The organism is Clostridium sp. (assembly GCF_017888565.1).
Taxonomy (GTDB): Bacteria; Bacillota; Clostridia; order Clostridiales; family Clostridiaceae; genus Clostridium.
The window spans coordinates 1-21,073 of sequence record NZ_JAGHFX010000102.1 but is presented as its reverse complement, the minus strand read 5'-3'; the positions used below and the strand labels follow the sequence as shown (position 1 = coordinate 21,073).

General features: G+C 26.3%; 24 protein-coding genes and 1 pseudogene. 3 read left to right on the top strand and 22 right to left on the bottom strand.

The features are described 5' to 3' along the window. Window positions 1-159 precede the first annotated feature (159 nt). The 10 genes and pseudogenes from J7M87_RS20010 to J7M87_RS19970 form a co-directional block, all read right to left on the bottom strand. Window positions 160-708: a sigma-70 family RNA polymerase sigma factor gene (locus J7M87_RS20010; RefSeq protein WP_291653963.1), complete on the bottom strand. Its 549-nt coding sequence runs from the start codon at window positions 706-708 to the stop codon at window positions 160-162. A gap of 75 nt (window positions 709-783) precedes the next feature. Next, window positions 784-1,200, bottom strand: a complete 417-nt coding sequence (locus J7M87_RS20005; RefSeq protein WP_291653961.1) for a hypothetical protein — start codon at window positions 1,198-1,200, stop codon at window positions 784-786. Between the two features lie 12 nt (window positions 1,201-1,212). Further along, window positions 1,213-1,713: a helix-turn-helix domain-containing protein gene (locus J7M87_RS20000; RefSeq protein WP_291653959.1), complete on the bottom strand. Its 501-nt coding sequence runs from the start codon at window positions 1,711-1,713 to the stop codon at window positions 1,213-1,215. A 13-nt stretch (window positions 1,714-1,726) separates the two neighbouring features. Continuing rightward, a complete protein-coding gene (locus J7M87_RS19995) occupies window positions 1,727-2,473 on the bottom strand; it encodes an ORF6C domain-containing protein (protein WP_291653957.1) in 747 nt (248 codons plus the stop codon). Between the two features lie 23 nt (window positions 2,474-2,496). Next, a complete protein-coding gene (locus J7M87_RS19990) occupies window positions 2,497-2,664 on the bottom strand; it encodes a hypothetical protein (RefSeq protein WP_291653956.1) in 168 nt (55 codons plus the stop codon). A 15-nt stretch (window positions 2,665-2,679) separates the two neighbouring features. Continuing rightward, window positions 2,680-3,333 (bottom strand): BRO family protein, encoded by a 654-nt coding sequence (locus J7M87_RS19985; RefSeq protein WP_291653954.1) that lies wholly within the window; start codon window positions 3,331-3,333, stop codon window positions 2,680-2,682. Beyond that, a pseudogene (locus J7M87_RS20485) lies at window positions 3,326-3,514 on the bottom strand (helix-turn-helix transcriptional regulator); the annotation flags it as partial. The pseudogene J7M87_RS20485 and the gene J7M87_RS19985, both read right to left, overlap by 8 nt. Window positions 3,515-3,538: 24 nt before the next feature. Continuing rightward, complete coding sequence (locus J7M87_RS19980; RefSeq protein WP_291653951.1) at window positions 3,539-4,351, bottom strand: ORF6C domain-containing protein; 813 nt, start codon at window positions 4,349-4,351, stop codon at window positions 3,539-3,541. Further along, window positions 4,351-4,488, bottom strand: coding sequence for a hypothetical protein (locus tag J7M87_RS19975; protein WP_291653949.1), 138 nt, complete (start codon window positions 4,486-4,488; stop codon window positions 4,351-4,353). The genes J7M87_RS19980 and J7M87_RS19975 overlap by 1 nt, the downstream gene beginning before the upstream one ends. Before the next feature lie 51 nt (window positions 4,489-4,539). Beyond that, window positions 4,540-4,728, bottom strand: coding sequence for a helix-turn-helix transcriptional regulator (locus J7M87_RS19970; RefSeq protein ID WP_271845881.1), 189 nt, complete (start codon window positions 4,726-4,728; stop codon window positions 4,540-4,542). 245 nt (window positions 4,729-4,973) lie between these two features. Here J7M87_RS19970 and J7M87_RS19965 point away from each other — a divergent pair, with 245 nt between their 5' ends. Further along, the gene (locus J7M87_RS19965) at window positions 4,974-5,372 is read left to right on the top strand and encodes a helix-turn-helix transcriptional regulator (protein WP_291653947.1); all 399 of its coding nucleotides are present in this window, start codon (window positions 4,974-4,976) and stop codon (window positions 5,370-5,372) included. Between the two features lie 36 nt (window positions 5,373-5,408). Next, window positions 5,409-7,022, top strand: a complete 1,614-nt coding sequence (locus tag J7M87_RS19960; protein WP_291653945.1) for a recombinase family protein — start codon at window positions 5,409-5,411, stop codon at window positions 7,020-7,022. Between the two features lie 573 nt (window positions 7,023-7,595). Here J7M87_RS19960 and J7M87_RS19955 read toward each other — a convergent pair. The 11 genes from J7M87_RS19955 to J7M87_RS19905 all read right to left on the bottom strand — a co-directional run bounded on the left by J7M87_RS19955 (window position 7,596) and on the right by J7M87_RS19905 (window position 17,290). Further along, complete coding sequence (locus tag J7M87_RS19955) at window positions 7,596-8,507, bottom strand: GNAT family N-acetyltransferase (protein ID WP_291653943.1); 912 nt, start codon at window positions 8,505-8,507, stop codon at window positions 7,596-7,598. A 119-nt stretch (window positions 8,508-8,626) separates the two neighbouring features. Next, window positions 8,627-10,534 (bottom strand): bifunctional 4-hydroxy-3-methylbut-2-enyl diphosphate reductase/30S ribosomal protein S1, encoded by a 1,908-nt coding sequence (locus J7M87_RS19950; protein WP_291653942.1) that lies wholly within the window; start codon window positions 10,532-10,534, stop codon window positions 8,627-8,629. A gap of 85 nt (window positions 10,535-10,619) precedes the next feature. After that, window positions 10,620-11,273 carry a (d)CMP kinase gene (gene cmk / locus J7M87_RS19945; protein ID WP_291653965.1) on the bottom strand — a complete coding sequence of 218 codons (654 nt, stop codon included), beginning with the start codon at window positions 11,271-11,273 and terminating at the stop codon, window positions 10,620-10,622. A gap of 72 nt (window positions 11,274-11,345) precedes the next feature. After that, window positions 11,346-12,569, bottom strand: coding sequence for an NAD(P)/FAD-dependent oxidoreductase (locus tag J7M87_RS19940; protein ID WP_291653941.1), 1,224 nt, complete (start codon window positions 12,567-12,569; stop codon window positions 11,346-11,348). Between the two features lie 125 nt (window positions 12,570-12,694). After that, window positions 12,695-13,591: a MurR/RpiR family transcriptional regulator gene (locus J7M87_RS19935; protein WP_291653940.1), complete on the bottom strand. Its 897-nt coding sequence runs from the start codon at window positions 13,589-13,591 to the stop codon at window positions 12,695-12,697. A gap of 149 nt (window positions 13,592-13,740) precedes the next feature. Next, entirely contained in the window at window positions 13,741-14,283 is a 543-nt protein-coding gene (locus J7M87_RS19930; RefSeq protein WP_291653939.1) for a class I SAM-dependent methyltransferase, read from the bottom strand. Between the two features lie 9 nt (window positions 14,284-14,292). Beyond that, window positions 14,293-15,021 (bottom strand): pseudouridine synthase, encoded by a 729-nt coding sequence (locus J7M87_RS19925; RefSeq protein ID WP_291653938.1) that lies wholly within the window; start codon window positions 15,019-15,021, stop codon window positions 14,293-14,295. A 129-nt stretch (window positions 15,022-15,150) separates the two neighbouring features. Continuing rightward, window positions 15,151-15,582, bottom strand: a complete 432-nt coding sequence (locus J7M87_RS19920; protein WP_291653937.1) for a MarR family transcriptional regulator — start codon at window positions 15,580-15,582, stop codon at window positions 15,151-15,153. A gap of 103 nt (window positions 15,583-15,685) precedes the next feature. Continuing rightward, window positions 15,686-16,159, bottom strand: coding sequence for a glutathione peroxidase (locus tag J7M87_RS19915; RefSeq protein ID WP_291653936.1), 474 nt, complete (start codon window positions 16,157-16,159; stop codon window positions 15,686-15,688). A gap of 18 nt (window positions 16,160-16,177) precedes the next feature. After that, window positions 16,178-16,723: a glutathione peroxidase gene (locus tag J7M87_RS19910; RefSeq protein WP_291653934.1), complete on the bottom strand. Its 546-nt coding sequence runs from the start codon at window positions 16,721-16,723 to the stop codon at window positions 16,178-16,180. Window positions 16,724-16,945: 222 nt separating this feature from the next. Next, window positions 16,946-17,290, bottom strand: coding sequence for a helix-turn-helix domain-containing protein (locus J7M87_RS19905; protein ID WP_291653932.1), 345 nt, complete (start codon window positions 17,288-17,290; stop codon window positions 16,946-16,948). A 147-nt stretch (window positions 17,291-17,437) separates the two neighbouring features. Between J7M87_RS19905 and J7M87_RS19900 the strand changes: the two genes are divergently transcribed. Beyond that, the gene (locus J7M87_RS19900; RefSeq protein WP_291653931.1) at window positions 17,438-18,094 is read left to right on the top strand and encodes an NAD(P)H-dependent oxidoreductase; all 657 of its coding nucleotides are present in this window, start codon (window positions 17,438-17,440) and stop codon (window positions 18,092-18,094) included. Between the two features lie 86 nt (window positions 18,095-18,180). Here J7M87_RS19900 and J7M87_RS19895 read toward each other — a convergent pair whose 3' ends face one another. Beyond that, on the bottom strand, window positions 18,181-20,520 hold the full coding sequence (locus J7M87_RS19895; protein ID WP_291653930.1) for a glycoside hydrolase family 31 protein: 2,340 nt from the start codon (window positions 20,518-20,520) through the stop codon (window positions 18,181-18,183). Window positions 20,521-21,073 lie beyond the last annotated feature (553 nt).

The window sequence follows — 21,073 nt, the reverse complement described above, 5'->3', positions numbered from 1 at the left end:
CATTACTTCCTCCTAAATCTTTATTGATTACTAAAATAAAATTTTTATGAATTTCAATTTTATGCTTTTGATACTTCTTTGTTATTCTTATTTTTTCTTTAAACGTTTTATATGGTATTACTACGCACACTAAATTACCTATCATTTAATTCCTTCCAATTAAGCTAAAAATTTATCATTATATAATTCATTCCTCATTTTCTTTAATGATTTTTTAATTGTTCTACTTACATTAGGTTGAGACATCCCTATATTCTTTGAAATCTCAGATTGACTTAAGTCCATATAATAATATAAATAAATCACTTGCTTTTCTCTTGGAGTTAGTAACTTAAAGAGCTCAGAAACTAATACTGAGTTAATTAAATTCTCCTCAACATTTCCCTCATCTATTAATGTTTCTTGCATTTCTATATTGTTTGTATTATCTATTACAAAATTTAAAGAAAGCATTTTTTGAGGTACATTACGTTTTACAAAATACCATTTATCGTCTCTAAACATCCTTTTAACTTCGCCTATTATTGTTGACATTGCATAAGTTGCAAACGTAAATCCCTTAGATTCATCAAAGTTATTCGCAGCTTTAATTAAACCCATATATGCAGTTGATTCTAATTCATCATATGTGTATTTACCTTTTGAACGTCTATAATATTCAAAAGCTACTTTTCTAGCTAAGCCTAAATGATCTTCAGTTTTAACCATATTTTTCTCCTTTCTTACATATCAACAACTTATATACAGCTTATCCACAAGTTATTAACAATTTTTGTTGATAATTTAACTTTTATTTTTGTTATTATGAATTAGAATGTAATTCTCCTTAGCTATTTTGAAAACTATTTCTAATTCATCTAAGCTTATTTCTTTACGTGTAGCATAACCTATAATCGCTCTAGTTAATGGAGCTATTCTTGATGTTGTTTCTCTATCGAGGTTTAATATCTTTTTATCTAACTCTTCCTCTGAATTTTTCTCTAATTCTTCAATTGCAACTCCTAATGCACCTACAATTAACTTTTTAAATTCTTCTTCTTCTGAATCATTACATTCTTTTTCTATATAAGAATTCATTAAAAATTTTAATACATCTACTCCAGCCTTTTTTATTTCTTCATTTAAATTTACTCCACATATTGGACAATGCTTATACTCTTCTTTTAATTGTTCATTTTCACATCTTGGACATTGTTTCATTTATACTTCCTCCTATTTCTCAATCTCTTGATTTTCTTTGAATTTAGGTAACTTATCTTTTAATTCTTGGTCAGTTACAGGTACACCTACTAATTTAACAATAGCCCTACTTCTTGAATTACTAAAAAGAGATACTTCTTTATCATTCAATCGTTTCTCTAGTTTAAAAAATGCCATTCTTTTACTAGTTGCTTTTTGATATAATCCATGACTTTCCCCTCCTTCTAATGAAATAAGATATAAACAATCTCCAACTTGACTATCTAATTCTGCATTTATTAAATTATTAACAGTTACCTCTAATGCTTTTGCTAACTTTTCAACTTCATCAAGTCCTATACGATATTTAACATTCTCGATATTACTTAATCTGCTTAATTTTATTCCTGACTTTTTAGCCAGTTCTTCTTGAGTTAGTCCTAATGCTTTTCTCTTATCAACAATATTTATTGCAATATCACAATAAAAGTCATATCCTATTCTTTCTATTATTCTACTTTCATAAAATCTCATATAAGTTTACCTCCTACATTCTTATTTGTGCATTACACCCTCTAATCATTAGTTCAAGTTCTCTGTTAGGTTTCCAATCTATGATTACTTTCTTAGCAAAATCAAAATCTTTTATAGCTGTATCTTTATAAGAAGCAACTCCTACTATCCTTTTATAATCTTTCCAACATTGACTATATGCTTTCTTGCTTAGTTCTTTATATGCTGGTGTATCTTTACCGCCTAATATAGCCATAACCTTTTTATTAACTAAATCTTGCAAAACTTTTTGAGCTCCTGTTTCTATAGTCATTCTTTCTTCTAGAGTTGTTATTCTATTATCCATTTCAACAGTTTTCTCATCTAACATTAATATTGCTTGAAGTTCTTTAGATAATTTAGATGTATTTAAGGCTTGTACTACTTCTTTAACTCTGAAATAATTATTAACTAATTCTCTTTGTACCTTCCAAGCTAAATCATCTTGAAGTGACTTTACTAACATTAAGTAACCACTTTCTGTGATTAATATTAATTTGCTAGCTTTTTCACCAATTCCGAAATTCGGAAGTCGTTTAAATTGTCTAAGTGTATCTCCAGTAATTTCAAAGTAATCTTCCTCTTCAATAAAATGTTTCTTATTATCAATAAACCTTTTATTAGAAGTTCCTTCTACTCTTTCATGTAACATATCAATATCTTTGAATGTTACAACTCTTTGTCCTTTAAATTCTTTTACTGATAAATCAGTATTATTGATTTTTACAATTTTATTATTCATTGTTTATCCTCCTTATTTCACATTCAACTTTTTACTACTTCTTCTTTCTTCCTAACTGTGTATATTATTTCAACACCATATTTTTTACTTTGTAATTTCCCTAAAACATCAAAGGCTTTTTGTGCATGCTCTATTGTAAAATTTTCAAACCCATGAACTTTGACCTCTGTACTCTTTCTCTCTCTTTTCATTTTTATTTCTCCTTCCTAATCAAAATAACTCATTTGTTTATAAGGTCTTTCCCTCTTAGCAACTCTAATACTTTCATCAATAACGGATAGAATATTTTTAGATGTTTCAAAATCTATATCTTCCCATTTAGTAACTCCAAGAACTAAAAATATTCTTGCTTTAACTCTGTCGAATTCTTTATTAGCTTTATTTATTCCTAAAGCCTTCTTAATATAATCTGTATAATTACGTTTCTTGGAACAAGTTATCTTACACATACTTTTGTATTCTTCTATTGTTTCTTGCATTTGCTCTATTGTTTCATTTAATCCATTTATTAATTGTTGTTGGCTTTGGTATGAGCCTGTTTTTCTTATGCTAGGTAATACTTCTGATGTAACCCATCTTTTAAATTGTTTTGCTTTTGGCATATCACTTCTTAGTATTAAACTGTATAAACCACTTTCATTAATCAAAACCGCTCCTTTATTCCCTAATTCTGGATAATCGTGAAATGCGATTTTCTTCTTATCTTCTTCATCGACATGTCTTTTTAAAGCATCACTAAAATTTGAGTACCCTAAAGCAATTGTGGCATCTTTACCAACTAACCAACTATCTCCATCAATTTGTAATCCTCTAATATTTCCAAACTCTTCATTTTTAAAAATTTGTATCTCTTTACTCACTTTTCTTTCTCCTTTCAATTTCCTCTGCTTTTTTAATTAACTCTGATACTTGAATTCTCATACCTTTTGCAATTTTTTCTAGTGTTTCGATTGTTGGATTTGTATTTTTCCCATTTGTTATTTCACTTAAAGTTGTTTGTGCAATTCCAGAGTTTTTAGCTATCCTATACTTTGTAATATTTCTCTCATTTCTTTATCTGTCATATTAAATTACCTCCTTAAAATCTATTTGATTATTAACCTTTGTAATTTCTTCTTTTAAGTAGAATGGTGCATCATAATCTTGTACTATTTCTTTGGCTTTTTCTAAGTATTTTCTCTTTATAGCTTTATATTTCTTTACATTAAATTGCTCTTTTACATACTTCCAAATATTACTGTATATTTTCTTAGATAAAGACTTATCTTTATATGCTGGACTATCCTTACCACCTAAAACTTCTGTTCCTTTACTTTTAACTACAGCTACTAATTCATCTGGTTCATCCCCTATAAGTGGCAAATCCTCTACAAAGTTATCAAACTTGTTATTAGTTTCTTCTAATCCTCTTTCCAACTCCAAAGTCTTATTATCTAACATTAATATTGCTTGAAGTTCTTTAGATAATTTAGATGTATTTAAGGCTTGTCCTCTCATATTAAAGTAACCATCAACCAACTTTTCATATTGTTCCCATGCAACATCATCTTCTAAAATTTTAAGAAGTTTTGAGTATCCTATTTCTGATAATAAATAGATATTATTACTTGCATTTATTGAATTTTGAGTATAAATTCCGTGGTTGCTCAAAGTTACCTCGAATTGAGTTCCTTTTAAATCAACAATATCAAGCCCTTCTGTAAATCTTTTTATATTTCTATTAATATTTTGATTTATAAACTTTAGCTCTCTTCCGTGTATTTCAGCAATTTCTTTAGCTAACATTGCTTTCTTACCTTTACCAAATCCACCTTCTATGTTATGGAATTGCATTCCTTCAATATTTACTAATCCATTAATTTTTATTAAATTATTCATTACTTCTCCTCCTTTTTAAAATCAATTTCTCCTATTAAAGGATAAAAATTTAAAGGCTTATAATTTTCCTTGGCATCTTCAATAGATTTATAACCACATATATTTATCAGAAAACCTTCTATTGCTTTCATATCCATTTAAGCCACCTTCTTTAATAATTCATATAATTTTCTTTCTGCTTCACTCATTTACTTTCCAGCCTTTCTTATCTCTTCTTTATCTTTCTCATAAAGTTTTGATAGAATTTCAACTTTATCTTCCGAAAGCTTGAATTTCTTTTGTTCTAAATTAACAAGTTGCCTTCTGGAAATGTTTAATTTCTCAGCTATCTTATTAGCTTTAAGACCACTTTCTAATCGCATTTCCTTAAGTGTCATCCCCTTCACCTCCTCGCACATTCATAATATCACCAATTCACACTTTTGTGAATTTGCTTTTTTAATCATATTTGCTCAAAATAGCAATATATTCTTATTTTACTTGGTTTTCCTTTAAATTTCTTCAAATTAATTCACGTTTCCGTGAATTTCGTCGAACCATTTTCAGTATTAGAATGTACTATTTTGTGAATTTGCTTTACAAAAATGTGAAGTTATTATATAATGAATACGAGGTGTTGAATATGAACTTTACAGAAAGATTAACCGAATATAGAGAAGGGTTAAATCTAAACAAAAAAGAAATGGCTAGTAGATTAGAAGTTCTTCCTAGTGCTTATACTATGGTTGAAAACGGCAGTAGAAAACCTAGTAAAAAATTTCTTTATTCTCTAGTTGCTGATTCAGGTAAACCAGAAGAATATTGGTTATATGGAATCAGTGATGAAGAATATAGAAAAACTAGAGATATTGCAAAATCTACTAGAACTGTAATTGAACAAATTAAAGAGCTTAAACTGGTTAATGACCTAGATTCTTTATTTAAGGATTATGAGCCTAAAAATGTTGCTGAAACTTTATTTATAGAAGCAATCAAAGCAGATTTAAGTTACATAATTCAACCAAATGAGGAAGATGAGTAATCTCATCTTTCTTTTATATATGGGAGGTATTTAAAAATGAAAGTAGCAATTTACACTAGAGTTTCAACTCATCATCAAATTGATAAGGATTCTTTACCATTACAGCGAGAAGAGCTTATAAACTATTCTAAGTATATTTTAAATACAAATAATTATGAGGTTTTTGAAGATGCAGGATATTCTGGTAAAAATACAGATAGACCGGCTTTTCAAGATATGATAAAAAGAATAAAAGCTGGCGAGTTTTCACATTTATTAGTATGGAAAATAGATAGAATTTCAAGAAATTTATTAGATTTTTGTGATATGTATGAAGAATTAAAAAGATGCAATTGCATCTTTGTAAGTAAGAATGAACAATTTGACACTTCCTCTGCAATGGGTGAAGCTATGCTTAAGATAATATTAGTATTTGCTGAATTAGAAAGAAAACTTACTGGCGAAAGAGTTAAATCAGTAATGTTAGATAGAGCTAGTAAAGGTATGTGGAACGGTTCTCCTATACCATTAGGTTATAAATGGGATAGCAAAATTAAGTTTCCAATTATAAACAAAGAAGAAAAAAATACAATAGAACTTATATTTAATACTTATTTAACAGAAGAATCCACTTCTATAGTTAGAAATATTTTAAATGCTAATAATATAAAAACAAAAAGAAATGGAAGATGGACTACTAAAACTATAACAGATATAATTAGAAATCCATTCTATATAGGTACTTATAGGTATAATTACAGAGAATCTGCTAGAGGCAAGAAGAAAAGTGAAGATGAATGGGTAGTGCTAGAAGATAATCACCCCCCAATAATTTCTAAAGAGATTTTCAATAAATGTAATGACATAATGGATAGAAATTCTTTAAGAAGTAATTCTAAATTTAGAGCTAATGGGAAAACACATATATTTGCTGGTTTAATAAAATGTGGTTCTTGTATGGGGAATTATTATGCTAAACAAGATAAACCTCACTTAGATGGTTTTAGGCCCTCTTTATACGTATGTAGCAATAGATATAATAAAAATAATTGTGAAGAGAAAACTGTTAGTGAAAAAATTATATATAATTTTATAACATCGTTACTTAGAAATATAAGTTCTATAAACAGCAAAAATAGAATAGATTATTTAGAATTTATCGATTTACTTTCTAGAAATCTAGGAGTTAAGGAAATAAAATGTGAAGATTTATTTGATATTATGATAAATAAAAAGCATGGTTTCTATTCATTTAATAATAAAAATTACAACAAAAGTTCTAATTTAGATTTAAAAATTAAAGAATTAGAAAAATATAAAAGAGCTTTAAAAAGATTAGAAGAATTATATTTGTTTGATGAAGATAGTATGTCTAGCAAAGACTATGTTTTAAAGAAAAAAGAAATACAGGATAATATAAATAAAATAAATGAAGAAATGAAATTAGAAAATAAAGATAGTGAAGAAATAAAATTAGATACCGTATTATTAAATACAGTTTTGAATGAAATAATCTTAAAAAACGTAGATAACAAAACCGCCATTAAATTATTAAAAAGAGAATCTTTAAAAGAATTTTTTAATTCATTTATTAAAGAAATTTATATATTAGATAAAAAAATAACATCTATCACATTCAAGAATGGCTTAAATATAGGGTTTTCTTATTAAAGAAAATCCTCTTTTTTTATACTAACGGACATCCCCAAGTCTCTATGTAATATTTTAAATCTTTAATTTCTTCCTTCATAAGTATTCTCCTTTTTAGAAATATATTTTCCCCAATAACATTATAATAAATATTTATCTATTTTCAAATACTTCTATGGAAATTTGATAATAAATCACATTATTTAAAGTGCTTTTATACCTAAATTACCTTAAATAATAATGTTTTTTAACAAAGAAAGAAATTTATAGATTTCATATAAGATATACTAATTATACTGGAAACACTAAATTTATAATTAAGTTTACCATTGGTGTTATAGTTGTAATTAATACCGCTAAAAAGGAAAGTTCTAATTCACGTTTCTTATTTTTACATATATAGATAATAAATAAAAATCTCTATTTAAGTTTAAAAACGTCTTTAAGTAAGTAAAATCAATGGTTTAAAAGGGGCTCGCGTTTTGGTCTTACCCCCATTATAAAGATAGGAGATTAACTTTTTTTGAGAAAATAAAGTTTACTTTAAATTCAATAAATTTTATATTAAATGAATTTTTGGGACTGCGTCTTTTACTATTCTCTTTCCCAAATGACTATTTTATATTTTTCTTTAAACCCAATCCACTTATATAAATTAATAGCATTTATGTTAGTGCAGTCTACCCTAATAGTTAAGTTTTTTATTCCTGACTTTTTAGCATATAAAATTATTTCATGCAATAATAATTTCCCTAATCCAATACCTCTAAAGTCATTGATTATTCCAAAATTAACTATTGTAAACATTTCTCTATTAAATATTATTTGACCATACCCAATATATGAATTGTTTATCATTCCAAATATACATAAGTCTTTTAGAAAATAATCTTGTGTCATATCGCTATATATATCTTCTACAGTTAATGGTCTTCTATTCCATTCACAAAATATATCATTTTGAATATTACACCTTAATTCTTCATCCTTTCCTACTACTAATTTTCTAGTAGAAAACAAAGTGCTAGAATTACTATTCTTACTCCAATGTAATTTCTTAATCATCTCATTATAGACTTCATAAATTCTATCAGTATTATTATAATTCTCTATATTCATTTCCATTAATGAAGTATACTTAATTTTTTTAAATCCTAGCTTTTCTAAAACTATAGAATTTTCGATATTATCTATTGCTTCATAAGAAAGAGTATTATTATCAAAATAAGATAATATAGACTTATTTATTAAATTTATATAATTAGAATCTATGTATAATGCCCAAATCCTAATATATTTATCCATTGGTGCTTCATACCATATATATCCAATATCAGTGTTATCTAATTTTATAATTCTCATAAACTTTCTATATAAAAATTTTATTAAAAAATTTTGATTATTATAGCATTTAAAGAAATCTTTATCATAATTTTCATGTCTCATACTTTTAGAATAAAGCCCTTTAAAAGACTCCATATTGTTTAATGTCAATTTCTCTAACATTATTGTAAACCCCTTTTATTCTCTATATAAATTAGTATACTTCTTCCATAATATTCTGGTCAAGATAATAATAAAAGACACACATATAATTTATATGTGTGTCTTAATATATATATTACTTATTCAGCATCCTTTATACTTAATGCTATTTTTTTATTTTCTGCATCTACTGAAAGGATTATTGCTTTTACTTCATCGCCAATTTTTAAAACATCTCCAGGATTATTGATTCTATCATGAGTTATTTTAGAAATATGAACTAATCCATCTACACCTGGTTCTAACTCAACAAAAGCGCCAAAATCACTAATTCTTACTACCTTTCCTAAAACTGCAGATCCTTCTGGATATTTTTCTTCAATATTGCTCCATGGCTCTGGAGTTAAAGCCTTTATACTTAGAGAAAGTCTATTATTTTCTCTATCTGCTTCAATTATCTTAACATCAACTATTTGTCCTTTTTTAAGAACACTTTCTGCTGATTTTACATGACTCCATGATATTTGAGATAAATGTATTAATCCATCTACTCCATTTATATCAGCAAATGCTCCAAAGTTTGTAAATCTCTTAATTTCAGCTTTTACAACATCACCTACACTAATATTTTCCCAAGCAGCATCTTCTATTGCTTTTTTCTCTTCTTCTAATATAATTCTTCTTGATGCAACTATCTTTGAAGGGTTATCTAATGAGAAGTCAATTAATCTTACTTCTAAATCTTCTCCTATTAAATTACTTCTATCATTTGAAAATCTTATATCAACTTGAGAAGCTGGTATAAATATTCTAACACCTTTATAATATCCTATTACTCCCTTTTCTTTTGCATCCTTTATTTTAACTGAAAATACTTCTTTATTATTAAATATATTTTCAAGATCATTTAATGCTGCTTTTTTTTCATATTCTAATCTTGAAAGCACTACATTTCCATCTTCATTTTTTAGCTTTATAACCTTAGCAGTTATTTCATCTCCAACTTTTAATGAAGAAAGATATGATTCTAAGTTTTCTTCTGAAGTAAGTTCTTTAAATGGAATAACTCCATCTGATTTATATCCAACAAGAGAAATAACTAGTTCTTCTCTTCCTATTGATAGGATTTCACCTTTTATTTCGTCTCCAATTCTAAATCTTCTATCCATTTCTTCCATTAGCTTTAATTGATCTTCCATATTAATCTTTCCCTCCATAATATCAATTACTTCTTTTATTATCCAGTCAGGAGTAGATGCTCCAGCAGTAACTCCAACAACTTTTCCTTTATTTTCTTCTATGAACTCTTTAGTAAGTTCCTTAGCATTTTCAACATGAATTGTATTTGGACAATTAGCTTTTGCTATTTGATAAAGTTTAGTTGTGTTAGAACTATTTCTTCCTCCAATTACAATCATAGTATCTACATTTTGAGATAATTCATTAGCACTTTTTTGTCTTACTTCTGTAGCAGAACAAATTGTGTTAAATGCTAATAATTCCTTAGAATTAGAAGATAAATTATTTAATGTATTTTTCCAAGTTTCTTCTTTTTCTGTAGTCTGTGATACAACACAAATCTTTTTAGGAAGCTCCTCTTCGAAAGTACCATCCTTTGTTATTATAGCACTATCATTACACCATCCATTTATTCCAATAACCTCAGGATGCTTGTCATCACCTAATATAACAATATTATATCCTAAATCTGAGTATTTATTAACTTTCTTGTGAATATTAGTTACATATGGACATGTTGCATTTACTACTACAAGACCTTTTTCTTCTAAAGTATTTACAACTTTTTTTGTAACTCCATGAGATCTAATTACTATTACATCTCCTTTTTCTAGCTTATCAATTTCGCTAAAATCAATTGAATATATATCATTTTTCTCTAAATATCTAACTACATCATTATTATGTATTAAAGGTCCTAATGTATATATCTTTTTATCATATTGTTTTTTTACCTTAAGTGCTTCTTCTACTGCTCTTTGTACACCAAAGCAAAATCCTGCACTTTCAGCTAATACTACTTTACTCATATTAATTCTCCTAAGTTCAATTACATATTATATTTTAAGTATATTATACTTTTAAATGTTTATACTATAATATTTGTATAAAATATTATTTTTTTATATTTAAACATATTTTTTCTGTTACTTCTGAAATTGATAATCCAGTTGTATCAATTTCAATAGCATCATCTGCTTTTCTTAAAGGATCTACTTCTCTATTACTATCTATATAATCTCTTTTTATTATATCTTCAAGTATAGTTGAGTAATCAACAGTTAATCCTCTATCTTTTAATTCTTTATATCTTCTTTCTGCTCTAGCTTCTGGAGTTGCAGTTAAGAAGAATTTAAATTTAGAATCCTTTAGTACTACTGTACCAATATCTCTTCCATCCATTATAACATCAAATTTATTTGACATATCTCTTTGTAATTTAACTAATCTAGATCTTACTTCTTGAATAGAAGCATATTTAGATACTATTGCACTTATTTCTGGCATTGTTATTTGCTCTTGAACATTGACTCCATTTAAAATTAAATCATCATTTTCAAATTTCATTTCAAGTGTATCTATTAAATTACATAAACCTTCTATATCTGTATCTTCTATATTATTTTCTATTGCAACTAAAGCTACAGCTCTATACATCGCTCCCGTATTTATATACATTAAATTGAATTCCTTGGCAACTAATTTAGCGATTGTACTTTTTCCAGCTCCAGCTGGTCCATCTATAGCAACTGATATTCTCAAAATAATATTCCACCTTTCGTATTTGAAAAACATTTTTATATAAATTATATTATTATTATGTATTTTTAACAAGCAATTTTATATATTACTTCCAGCTAAAAAACCTGTAGACAATGCAATTTGAACATTATACCCTCCAGTAAAAGCATCAACATCTATAACTTCTCCTGCAAAAGATAGATTTGATATTTTTTTAGATTTCATGGTAGAAGGATCAATTTCCAAAGTATCTACCCCTCCTGATGTTACTATTGCTTCTTCTATAGGTCTAAGCCTTATTACTTTCAATTTAATCCCTTTTATTAAATTTACAAGATTTCTTCTTTCTTCTTTTGTTATTTCATTTACTTTCTTATTTTCAGGTATCCTAGAAAGCTCAATAATAATTGGTATAAGTTTTTTAGGAAGCAATTCATCTAGGGAATTTCTAAAATCTTTATTAATAAATTTTTTAAAATCCTTCTGAATTCTCTTATCGAGCTCTTCATTTGATAAAGCAGGTTTTAAATCTAAGTTTATATTATAATTACCATTATTAGTTATATATCTTGATCCCTTGAGTATAAGAGGTCCAGATACCCCATAACTTGTAAATAACATTTCTCCTTGATCTTTATATAGAGGTTTTCGTACTTTTTCATCAAAAATTGATATCTCTATATTTTTAAGGGTTAATCCAGATAAATCCTTAACCCAATTATTTCTTATCTCTATTGGAACCAATGAGGGTTTTAATTCTGTTATATTATGGCCTAACTTTTTAGAAAATCTTAATCCATCTCCTTTAGAACCTGTTAATGGATAAGAAACACCACCTGTTGCAATGATAAAGTAATCAGCTTTTATAAGATATTCATCATTTACTTTTACAGATTCTATTTTACCTTCTTTTAAAATTATATCAGTAACTTTACTATTTAATTTTACATCAACATTATTTTTAAAAAGCTCATTTGATAAACCTTTTATTATATCAGAAGATTTATCTGAGAAAGGAAATACACGACCTCCACGCTCTGCCTTTAACTTTATTCCTTGGGACTCAAAAAAATTCATTGTATCTTCATTTGTATATGTATATAATGCACTATATAAAAAATGAGGATTACCTGGTATATAATCAAAAAACTCTGATATATCTTTAATATTTGTAACATTACATCTTCCTTTACCTGTAATGAATAACTTTTTACCTAACTTTTCGTTACCTTCTAATAAGACAACGTTATTATTATTTTTAGATGCTGTTATAGCTGCCATCATTCCTGCTGGTCCTGCTCCTATAACTATTACTTTTTTCATTATAATCCTCCTAATGCATTATTTTGTCATAATAAATATATCATTTTAGCATCTTTAATTCAATATAACAAGTAATTAAAAAGTGCTAAGAAATGTTTAATAAACATAACTTAACACTCTTATTATTAATCGTCTCCAACATTTTTATTGTTATAAGAATATACATTATAATCTTTCCAAATTAATTCAAGATTATTAAATGTATCTGTAATACTTTGTTTTTCCCTCATACCTACAGCAATTATTAATGCATTAATTACAGATAAAGGTGCTACAAGTGAATCAACAAATGATGCCATATTACTTTGAGCTATTAAAGCATAATCTGATTTAGATGCTAATGGAGATAAAAGACTATCCGTAATTGCTACAACATCTGCCCCTCTATCTTGTGCAAATGCAAGGGCATCTATAGTTCTAGAAGCATATCTTGGAAAACCTATGCCTATCACCAAGTCTCCTTCTTCCACATTAATCATTTGTTCAAATATATCAGAAATTCCATAGCCCACTGTCTTGACATTTTGCAAAATAATATTTAAGTAGAAACCTAAAAACTCAGCTAAAGCAGTTGAACTTCTAAGTCCTATAATATATATTCTTTTAGCTTCAAATATCTTATTAACAACTTCTTCAAATGTGTTATAATTTATCTTTTCTAAAGTTGCTCTTATATTTTCCATATCTGCTTTAAGCACACCTTTAAGAGCATAGCCTTCACTAACATAATCATTAGATAATTCCAATCTTTGAACTGTTGTCAGTTTATTTTTTATAAGTTCTTGTAATGCTTTTTGAAGCTTAGGATAGCCAGAAAAACCTAATTCATTAGCAAATCTAACTACTGTTGACTCTGAAACCCCAACAGAGACCCCTAATTTTGCTGCAGTCATAAAAGCAGCTTTATCATAATTTTTTAAGATATATTCTGCAATTAATTTTTGGCCTTTACTTAACCTTGGGAATCTTGCTTGTATTAATCGCATTAAATCTTTTGAGTTTTCATTAAGATTATTATCCATCTATATCCCTTCTTTTCGTTAAACTTAACAACTTTTACTTTTAAACTTATATTTATATATTATCACTTTTTGAATAATTCATCAATAATCATTTCATTTTAGTATATATTTATTATAAAAACTTGTAATAAATTTTAAAGTTGTCAATTTTATTTTTTCTCTATAACTACAAGTATAGGTGAGATATCTTCTCTATTTAGATATGATTGAACCATAACTCCAAACTTATTTTTAGGTAAATCTTTTAAATACTTCAAAATGCAAGATTCTTCAATTTTGCCTTCATAATGACCTCTATAAATACATATTGTCATTAATCCCCCACTGTTTAAAAGTTCAAGACCTGATTTAATGCTTTCTAAAGATGTATTATGTAATGTAGTAATTTCTTTATCTCCTCCTGGTAAAAAACCTAAGTTGTACATTATACAATCAACATTTTCATCAATATATTTATTTAATAAGTGATGCGAATCATTTATTATTTTTACATTTTTAATTTCTTTTAATTTATAATTTTCACAAGCTTGTTTTTGTATATCAAATGAATAAACTTTTTCAAATATACTAGATAAGAAATCTGAATCATGTCCATTACCCAATGTTGCATCTATAGCTACCTTTTTATTTAACGCAAAATCTTTTACTATGTGATGTGATAAATCACTTATATTCCCTACATATCTATACATATTTCACCTCTATAATGAATTGATATAATTTAGCTCTTCTTTAGTTAAATTTCGCCATTCTCCTCTTTTTAAATACCCTAGTTTAATATCTCCAATAGCTATTCTTTTTAAAGTTATAACTTCATGCCCTAATGCTGAACACATTTTTCTTATTTGTCTATTTTTTCCTTCATGAATTATAATTTCAACTAAAGAATTAATTTTATTAGTCTTTTTATCCTTCTCTTTATCAATAAGTTTAATTTTTGCATTAGCAGTAATATATCCGCCTATATCAATTCCATTTTCAAATTTTTTGATTTCTTCATCAGAAAACACGCCATTACATAATGCAATATATTTCTTTTCAACTTCAACTCTTGGATGTATTATTTTATTATATATATCGCCATCATTAGTTAATAAAATTAACCCTGAACTATCATAATCTAATCTTCCTATAGGATATATTCTTTCATTAACTTTTACTAAGTCTAATATAGTTTTTCTACCTTTTTCATCTTTTACAGAAGTTATGTAGCCTTCCGGCTTATTTAACATTATGTATAGCTTATTTTCTTCAGGAAGTATTATTTTCCCATTATAGTATACTTTATCTTTAGAAGGATCTATCTTTACTCCTAATTCATTTACAATTTTGTCATTTATCTTTACCTTACTACTTAATATGATTTCTTCACATTTTCTTCTAGATGCTACCCCACATCTTGCCATATATTTTTGTAATCTTTCTTCCATTATCAATCACTCCGCTTTTTTAATAAACACCTAATATAGTACTCTAGTATAAAGTTTTATGCAATAAATTTGTTTATATATGAAAATAGAGTATATTTAATTTAAAAACTAAATACACTCCATTTAAAGTTATTCTAAATTCTTAAGTAATTCGTCCAAATTTCTTTTTAAATCAATAGCTTTTTCCTTTGAAATATTAATATTACACATCATCTTACTTGGAACCTCTTTTGCTTTTTCTTGAAGATCAGAACCCTTTTTAGTCAATTCAGCTATAACAACTCTATCATCATTTTCATCTCTATATCTAGTTATAAGTTCCATTCCTTCTAACTTTTTTAATAATGGTGTTAAGGTTCCAGAATCTAAATGCAATCTATTTCCAAGATGTTTTACGGTTGCTTTTCTTTCCTCCCATAATACAAGCATTACTATATATTGAGTATAAGTAAGATTAAATTCATCTAATATTGGCTTATATAACTTTATTATTTCTCGTGATACCGCATAAAGAGAAAAGCATATTTGATTATCTAACTTTAGATTATTATAATTATTCATATTTTCACCTACAATATAAACATCAAATTTGATTTTATTAAATTAAATTGATTTTACATTTTTAAAGCTTTTATGTCAATATCTATTATAGACGTACTTATTTTTATAGTAGTTTTTCTATATCATTTTTTATTTTTAAAGGCGATGTTGATGGTGAATATCTTTTTATAACATTCCCCTCTTTGTCAATTAGAAATTTAGTAAAGTTCCACTTAATATCTTTCGTTAATAATCCTTTTTCTTGTTCTTTTAAATATTTGTATATAGGATGAGTATTGCTTCCATTAACATCTATTTTTTCAAATATATTGAATGTAACTCCATAATTTATTTGACAAAAGTTCTTAACTTCTTCATTATCTCCAGGTTCTTGATTTAAGAATTGATTACATGGAAAACCTAATATCTCTACTCCTAAATCTTTATAATCTTTATTAAGCTCTTCAAGATCTTTTAATTGAGGGGTAAATCCACATTTACTTGCTGTGTTAACTACTAAAACTACTTTTCCCTTATAATCACTCATATTTATTTCTTTTCCATCTATATTTTTGGCAGAATAATCATAAAAACTCATAAAATTATCTCCTCTTAATTATAGTAATTTTTTTATATCTTCAATCATATCAAGAGGATCTACTGTTGGTTCGAATCTTCCTACAACAGTGCCCTCTCTATCAATAAGAAACTTTGTAAAATTCCATTTTATTGAATCATCAATTAAATATTCTGGGAATTTCTCATTTAATATACTATTTAATAATTTTCCATTTGGTTTAGTTAAATCAAATCCTTTAAACTTTTCTTTTTCACATAAAAATTTAAATATTGGATGTGCAGAAGCACCTCTTACGTCTATCTTTTCAAATAATTTAAATGTTACTCCATAATTTATTTCACAAAAACTTTTAACTTCTTTATTATTTCCAGGTTCCTGTTCTAAGAATTGATTACAAGGGAATCCTAAAATTTCTAATCCTTTTTCATTATATTCTTTGTGTAATCTCTCTAAATCTGAATATTGAGGAGTAAATCCACATTTGCTTGCAGTATTAACTACTAAAACTACTTTGCCTTTATAGTCCCTCATGTTTATTTCTTTTCCATCAATATCTTTAGCATTAAAATCATAAAAACTCATTTATTATTCCTCCATTTATTTCATGTTGTTTAAAATTAAATTTTATACAACTAATATTTCTTGTACTTATATTATCTCTTTTTATGTTAGAAGTCAACTTAAATTCGCAAAAAAATATTTTAAATATACTTTATTAACTTTTTATAAAATAGAATTCTAATAAAGTATAGTTTTAAAAAAATATTATAAAATAAAAAAATGTATATCATTGACGAATATACATTATTTTTTATTACTTTCACTTTTAACCTTATTTCCCCACTCTTCTAATGAATGCATTATTGGACAAATAGATTTTCCAATCTCTGTTAAAGAATACTCTACATGTGGAGGTATTTCATTAAATTGCTTTCTTTCTATTATTTTATATTCAACAAGTTCACGAAGGCATCTTGTTAGCATTAAACTAGATATACCATCTACATTTTTTTCTAATTGATTAAAACGTATGCTTTCATTTTTCCAAATTTCTATCATTATTTTTAGTTTCCACTTTCCTGATAATATATCTAAAGCATATTTAACAGCTTCTTCGTTTATTTCTTTTTTTTGAATATAATTACTCATAATTTAGCCTCCATTACTTACTTTTTTGTAACTAACTAAAGAAAACTTGCCTACTTGTTTTGAGATACCTTATTCATTATACTACTTTATATATTATAATTTAAATTGTAAAGTTTATAAATATTAATTAATAAAGGAGAGTTTAATATGAACAATACTGAAATTTTAAATGCTTTAAATAATAGATATGCTTGTAAAGAATTTGATAAAAATAAAAAAATCAACGATGAAGACTTAAATTTAATACTTGAAAGTGGTAGATTATCTCCAAGCTCAATTGGTATTGAACCTTGGAAATTCTTAGTTATATCTAATGAAGACTTAAAAAACGAATTAGCTTCCGTTGCTTTAGGTGGCAAAAAACAAATTCCTTCTTGTAGCCATTTAGTAATACTTTTAAATAGAGCAGCAAATGATTTAAAAGCAGATTCTGAATATTTAAATAAATTATTCAATGAAGATAAACATTTACCAAAAGAAGTTGCAGATATAATGTTAAAGATGATAAAAGATGTAAATGATAATAGATTTAAAAATAATGAAAAAGAAATAAACCATTATTCAAGAGAACAAGTATATATTGCACTTGGTACAATGCTAACTACTTCAGCTTTAATTGGAATTGATTCATGCACTATAGGTGGATATGATGCTAAAGCTGTTACAAAAATATTAAGTGATAGAAATCTTCTAGATACTAATCACTTTAACATATCATGTATGCTAGCATTAGGATATAGAAATGAAAATCCTGCCCCTAAAACTAGAAGAGTTTTTGAAGATGTAGTTGAATTTGTTAAATAATATACCTTTTAATTTTATATATAAATAAAAAACTAAATACTCAAATAAAAGCTAGTAGATATTTCTAATTCTACTAACTTTTATTTTTATATATTCATTTCTATAGAATAATTATTTAAGCTAACTTCTTTACCGTTTAATGTTATTTTCTTATTTGTTTTTAAATTATTTATTATAAACTTAACTTTAGAATATTTTTTAATATAATTATTCTTATTTATTATAAATTTTATATCAATGCTTTCTTTATTAGATACAATTATTTCATATTCATTATATATTCCATTTCTATACTCGAAACTTTCACCATCATCATTATAATGAATATATTTAAACTCATTTTCTTCTTCACTTAAATATAGGTTTAAAATTAGTTCATCACGCTCTTTTTCACCAATATAATTTTGTTCTATGCTCATTGGAATAATGGAATCTGCTTTTACAAATATAGGACAAGTATTCAAAGGAGATTCTTTTATTATATATTGTCCTCCATTATAGCTTTGGCCAGTCCAAAAATCTATCCATGTACTTCCTTTTGGTAAGTAAACAAGTTTTTGTCTCATACCTTGTTCAACTACTGGAGATACTAAAATACTATCTCCACAAAGGAATTCATCATTTACTTCATAAGTATTCTTATCACTTTGATATTCAAATAGAAGAGGTCTAATAATTGGTGCTCCAGTATTTTCACACTTCCACATTAAATCATATAGATAAGGTATTAACTTATAACGAAGATTTATATATTTTTTATTAATTTCCTCTGTTTCTTTATCAAATGCCCATGGTTCCTGATCTCTAGTTCCCATTGCTGAATGATTCCTAAATAATGGTGTAAATGTTCCTACTTGTACCCATCTACTTAATAACTCACCAGTACAATCATGTCCAAAGCCCCCAACATCTGTTCCACAAAAACTCATTCCGCTTAAACCTAAATTCATTAACATAGGAATAGACATTCTCAAATGTTCCCATGTACTTTGATTGTCTCCAGTCCAAATAGTTGAATATTTTTGAGTGCCTGCATAGCATGCTCTTGTAACTACAAATGGCCTCTTATTTGTGGTTTCCTTTATTCCTTCATAAGTAGATTTACTCATCATATGCCCATATATATTATGTATTTCTTTATGAGTAACCTCTAACCCATCTTCATTAAAAACTACATCATCTGGTAATGGTCCATTAAAACTAGCTGGTTCATTCATATCATTCCATATTCCTGAAACACCTGCATCCATCATAATTTTTTGATTTTTTGCCCACCATTTTCTAACTTCTGAACTCATAAAGTTAGGATAAACTGAATCTCCTGGCCAAACTTTATTTTTATATACTATTCCGTCTTTGTCTTTTGCAAAATAGTCATTTTTCATTCCTTCATCATATATATTATATTCTTTATCTATTTTTATACCAGGATCTATAATTGTAACAACTTTAAATCCCATATTCTTAAGCTCATCAGTAAATTCCTTTGGATTTTCAAATTTTTTATTATCCCAAGTAAATACTCTAAAACCATCCATATAATCTATATCTAAATATAATGTGTCACAAGGAATCCCCTTATCTCTAAAAGCTTTTGCTATCTCTAAAGCTCTTTCTTTAGGTGCATATGACCATCTACATTGTTGATATCCTAATGTCCACAATTGAGGAAGAGGAGTTTTTCCTGTAAGCTTTGTATATTCATTTACTACATTTTTTACTTCTGGTCCATATATGAAGTAATAATCTAAGTTACCTTCTATAGCTCCAAAATAATAGTATTCTGAATTTTCTTTTCCCATATCAAAATGACTTTCAAAATGATTGTCGAAGAATATTCCAAATGCCTCTTCATCTTTTAATGATATTAAAAATGGTATTGATTTATATAATTGCTCAAATGTTTCTCCATGAGGACTTGGATCATCAGTATTCCAATTTTTATAATGATAACCCTTCTTATTTAAAGATCCTGTTCTTTCTCCTAGACCATAAAAATACATATCATCTTCCATTGTCTTTGCTACATAAACCTTAAAATCTTGATGTCCATTTAAACTATGTCCTTCTTCAGCTGCAAGATCAAGATTATTTCCTCTTCTTTTAAATGGATTTCTTGTATCCCTATAATCCCTACATAAAACCTTTTCATTTTTATCGTAAATATCTATCTTAAAATTATCATTAACAACAATTTTTAATTTTTCTGTTAATATATTTAAAGTATATTCAGTTTTTTCTAGTGAAAAACTAGAACTTTCTATATTCAAATTTTCAACTGCCTTAGAGTTTCTCTCTTTTCTGTGAAATGGAACAAAAAAATTAACAACCCCATCATTAATAATTGTTATAGTAGCTTCATTTCTTTCATACTTTAATCTAATTTCTTTATTATTTACTTCATAGCCTAATAGTCTACCTAACATTAAATCACCCTCTATTCTTAATAATTATTTCCATAGTATATATGTTTCAACTATAATCTGCATAATTGAATATGTCCTATTTTAAACGTTAATTGTTTTAATTAACATAAAATAGATAAATTGAATTCACATATTATTATTTTGACTACAAGCATATTATAAAATAAATCTCTAACTATTTCTTGTATAATAACATCAATAAATATAACAAAATTGCTATTTTTATATAATTATCCCTTTATACATTATATAGATATTTAATTTTATATTTTTCTTTTTATTAAATAAAGAAGGGGCTGTATCAAAATAAATTTTGATATTAGTAGATAAAAGAGATTACCAAATTAGAACTTTCATTTTTGCGAATATATAAATACTATTTAAGTTTAAAAACGTCTTTAATCAAGTGAAATCAATAGTTTAAAAAGGGCTCGCGTTTTGGTCTGACCCCTAAAAAGTAGACATTGTTAAAAGGGATATATCATTGTGAATTACAAAAATGGCTTCGATATTTAATTGGAGCCATATTTTTTAACCTTTTTTGAAATCTAAT

Bases quoted from the DNA above. Each gene is read 5' to 3' on its own strand.
- J7M87_RS20010 (WP_291653963.1), bottom strand. From the start codon at position 708: ATGGTTAAAACTGAAGATCATTTAGGCTTAGCTAGAAAAGTAGCTTTT.
- J7M87_RS20005 (WP_291653961.1), bottom strand. From the start codon at position 1,200: ATGAAACAATGTCCAAGATGTGAAAATGAACAATTAAAAGAAGAGTAT.
- J7M87_RS20000 (WP_291653959.1), bottom strand. From the start codon at position 1,713: ATGAGATTTTATGAAAGTAGAATAATAGAAAGAATAGGATATGACTTT.
- J7M87_RS19995 (WP_291653957.1), bottom strand. From the start codon at position 2,473: ATGAATAATAAAATTGTAAAAATCAATAATACTGATTTATCAGTAAAA.
- J7M87_RS19990 (WP_291653956.1), bottom strand. From the start codon at position 2,664: ATGAAAAGAGAGAGAAAGAGTACAGAGGTCAAAGTTCATGGGTTTGAA.
- J7M87_RS19980 (WP_291653951.1), bottom strand. From the start codon at position 4,351: ATGAATAATTTAATAAAAATTAATGGATTAGTAAATATTGAAGGAATG.
- J7M87_RS19975 (WP_291653949.1), bottom strand. From the start codon at position 4,488: ATGGATATGAAAGCAATAGAAGGTTTTCTGATAAATATATGTGGTTAT.
- J7M87_RS19970 (WP_271845881.1), bottom strand. From the start codon at position 4,728: ATGACACTTAAGGAAATGCGATTAGAAAGTGGTCTTAAAGCTAATAAG.
- J7M87_RS19965 (WP_291653947.1), top strand. From the start codon at position 4,974: ATGAACTTTACAGAAAGATTAACCGAATATAGAGAAGGGTTAAATCTA.
- J7M87_RS19960 (WP_291653945.1), top strand. From the start codon at position 5,409: ATGAAAGTAGCAATTTACACTAGAGTTTCAACTCATCATCAAATTGAT.
- J7M87_RS19955 (WP_291653943.1), bottom strand. From the start codon at position 8,507: ATGTTAGAGAAATTGACATTAAACAATATGGAGTCTTTTAAAGGGCTT.
- J7M87_RS19950 (WP_291653942.1), bottom strand. From the start codon at position 10,534: ATGAGTAAAGTAGTATTAGCTGAAAGTGCAGGATTTTGCTTTGGTGTA.
- J7M87_RS19940 (WP_291653941.1), bottom strand. From the start codon at position 12,569: ATGAAAAAAGTAATAGTTATAGGAGCAGGACCAGCAGGAATGATGGCA.
- J7M87_RS19935 (WP_291653940.1), bottom strand. From the start codon at position 13,591: ATGGATAATAATCTTAATGAAAACTCAAAAGATTTAATGCGATTAATA.
- J7M87_RS19930 (WP_291653939.1), bottom strand. From the start codon at position 14,283: ATGTATAGATATGTAGGGAATATAAGTGATTTATCACATCACATAGTA.
- J7M87_RS19925 (WP_291653938.1), bottom strand. From the start codon at position 15,021: ATGGAAGAAAGATTACAAAAATATATGGCAAGATGTGGGGTAGCATCT.
- J7M87_RS19920 (WP_291653937.1), bottom strand. From the start codon at position 15,582: ATGAATAATTATAATAATCTAAAGTTAGATAATCAAATATGCTTTTCT.
- J7M87_RS19915 (WP_291653936.1), bottom strand. From the start codon at position 16,159: ATGAGTTTTTATGATTATTCTGCCAAAAATATAGATGGAAAAGAAATA.
- J7M87_RS19910 (WP_291653934.1), bottom strand. From the start codon at position 16,723: ATGAGTTTTTATGATTTTAATGCTAAAGATATTGATGGAAAAGAAATA.
- J7M87_RS19905 (WP_291653932.1), bottom strand. From the start codon at position 17,290: ATGAGTAATTATATTCAAAAAAAAGAAATAAACGAAGAAGCTGTTAAA.
- J7M87_RS19900 (WP_291653931.1), top strand. From the start codon at position 17,438: ATGAACAATACTGAAATTTTAAATGCTTTAAATAATAGATATGCTTGT.
- J7M87_RS19895 (WP_291653930.1), bottom strand. From the start codon at position 20,520: ATGTTAGGTAGACTATTAGGCTATGAAGTAAATAATAAAGAAATTAGA.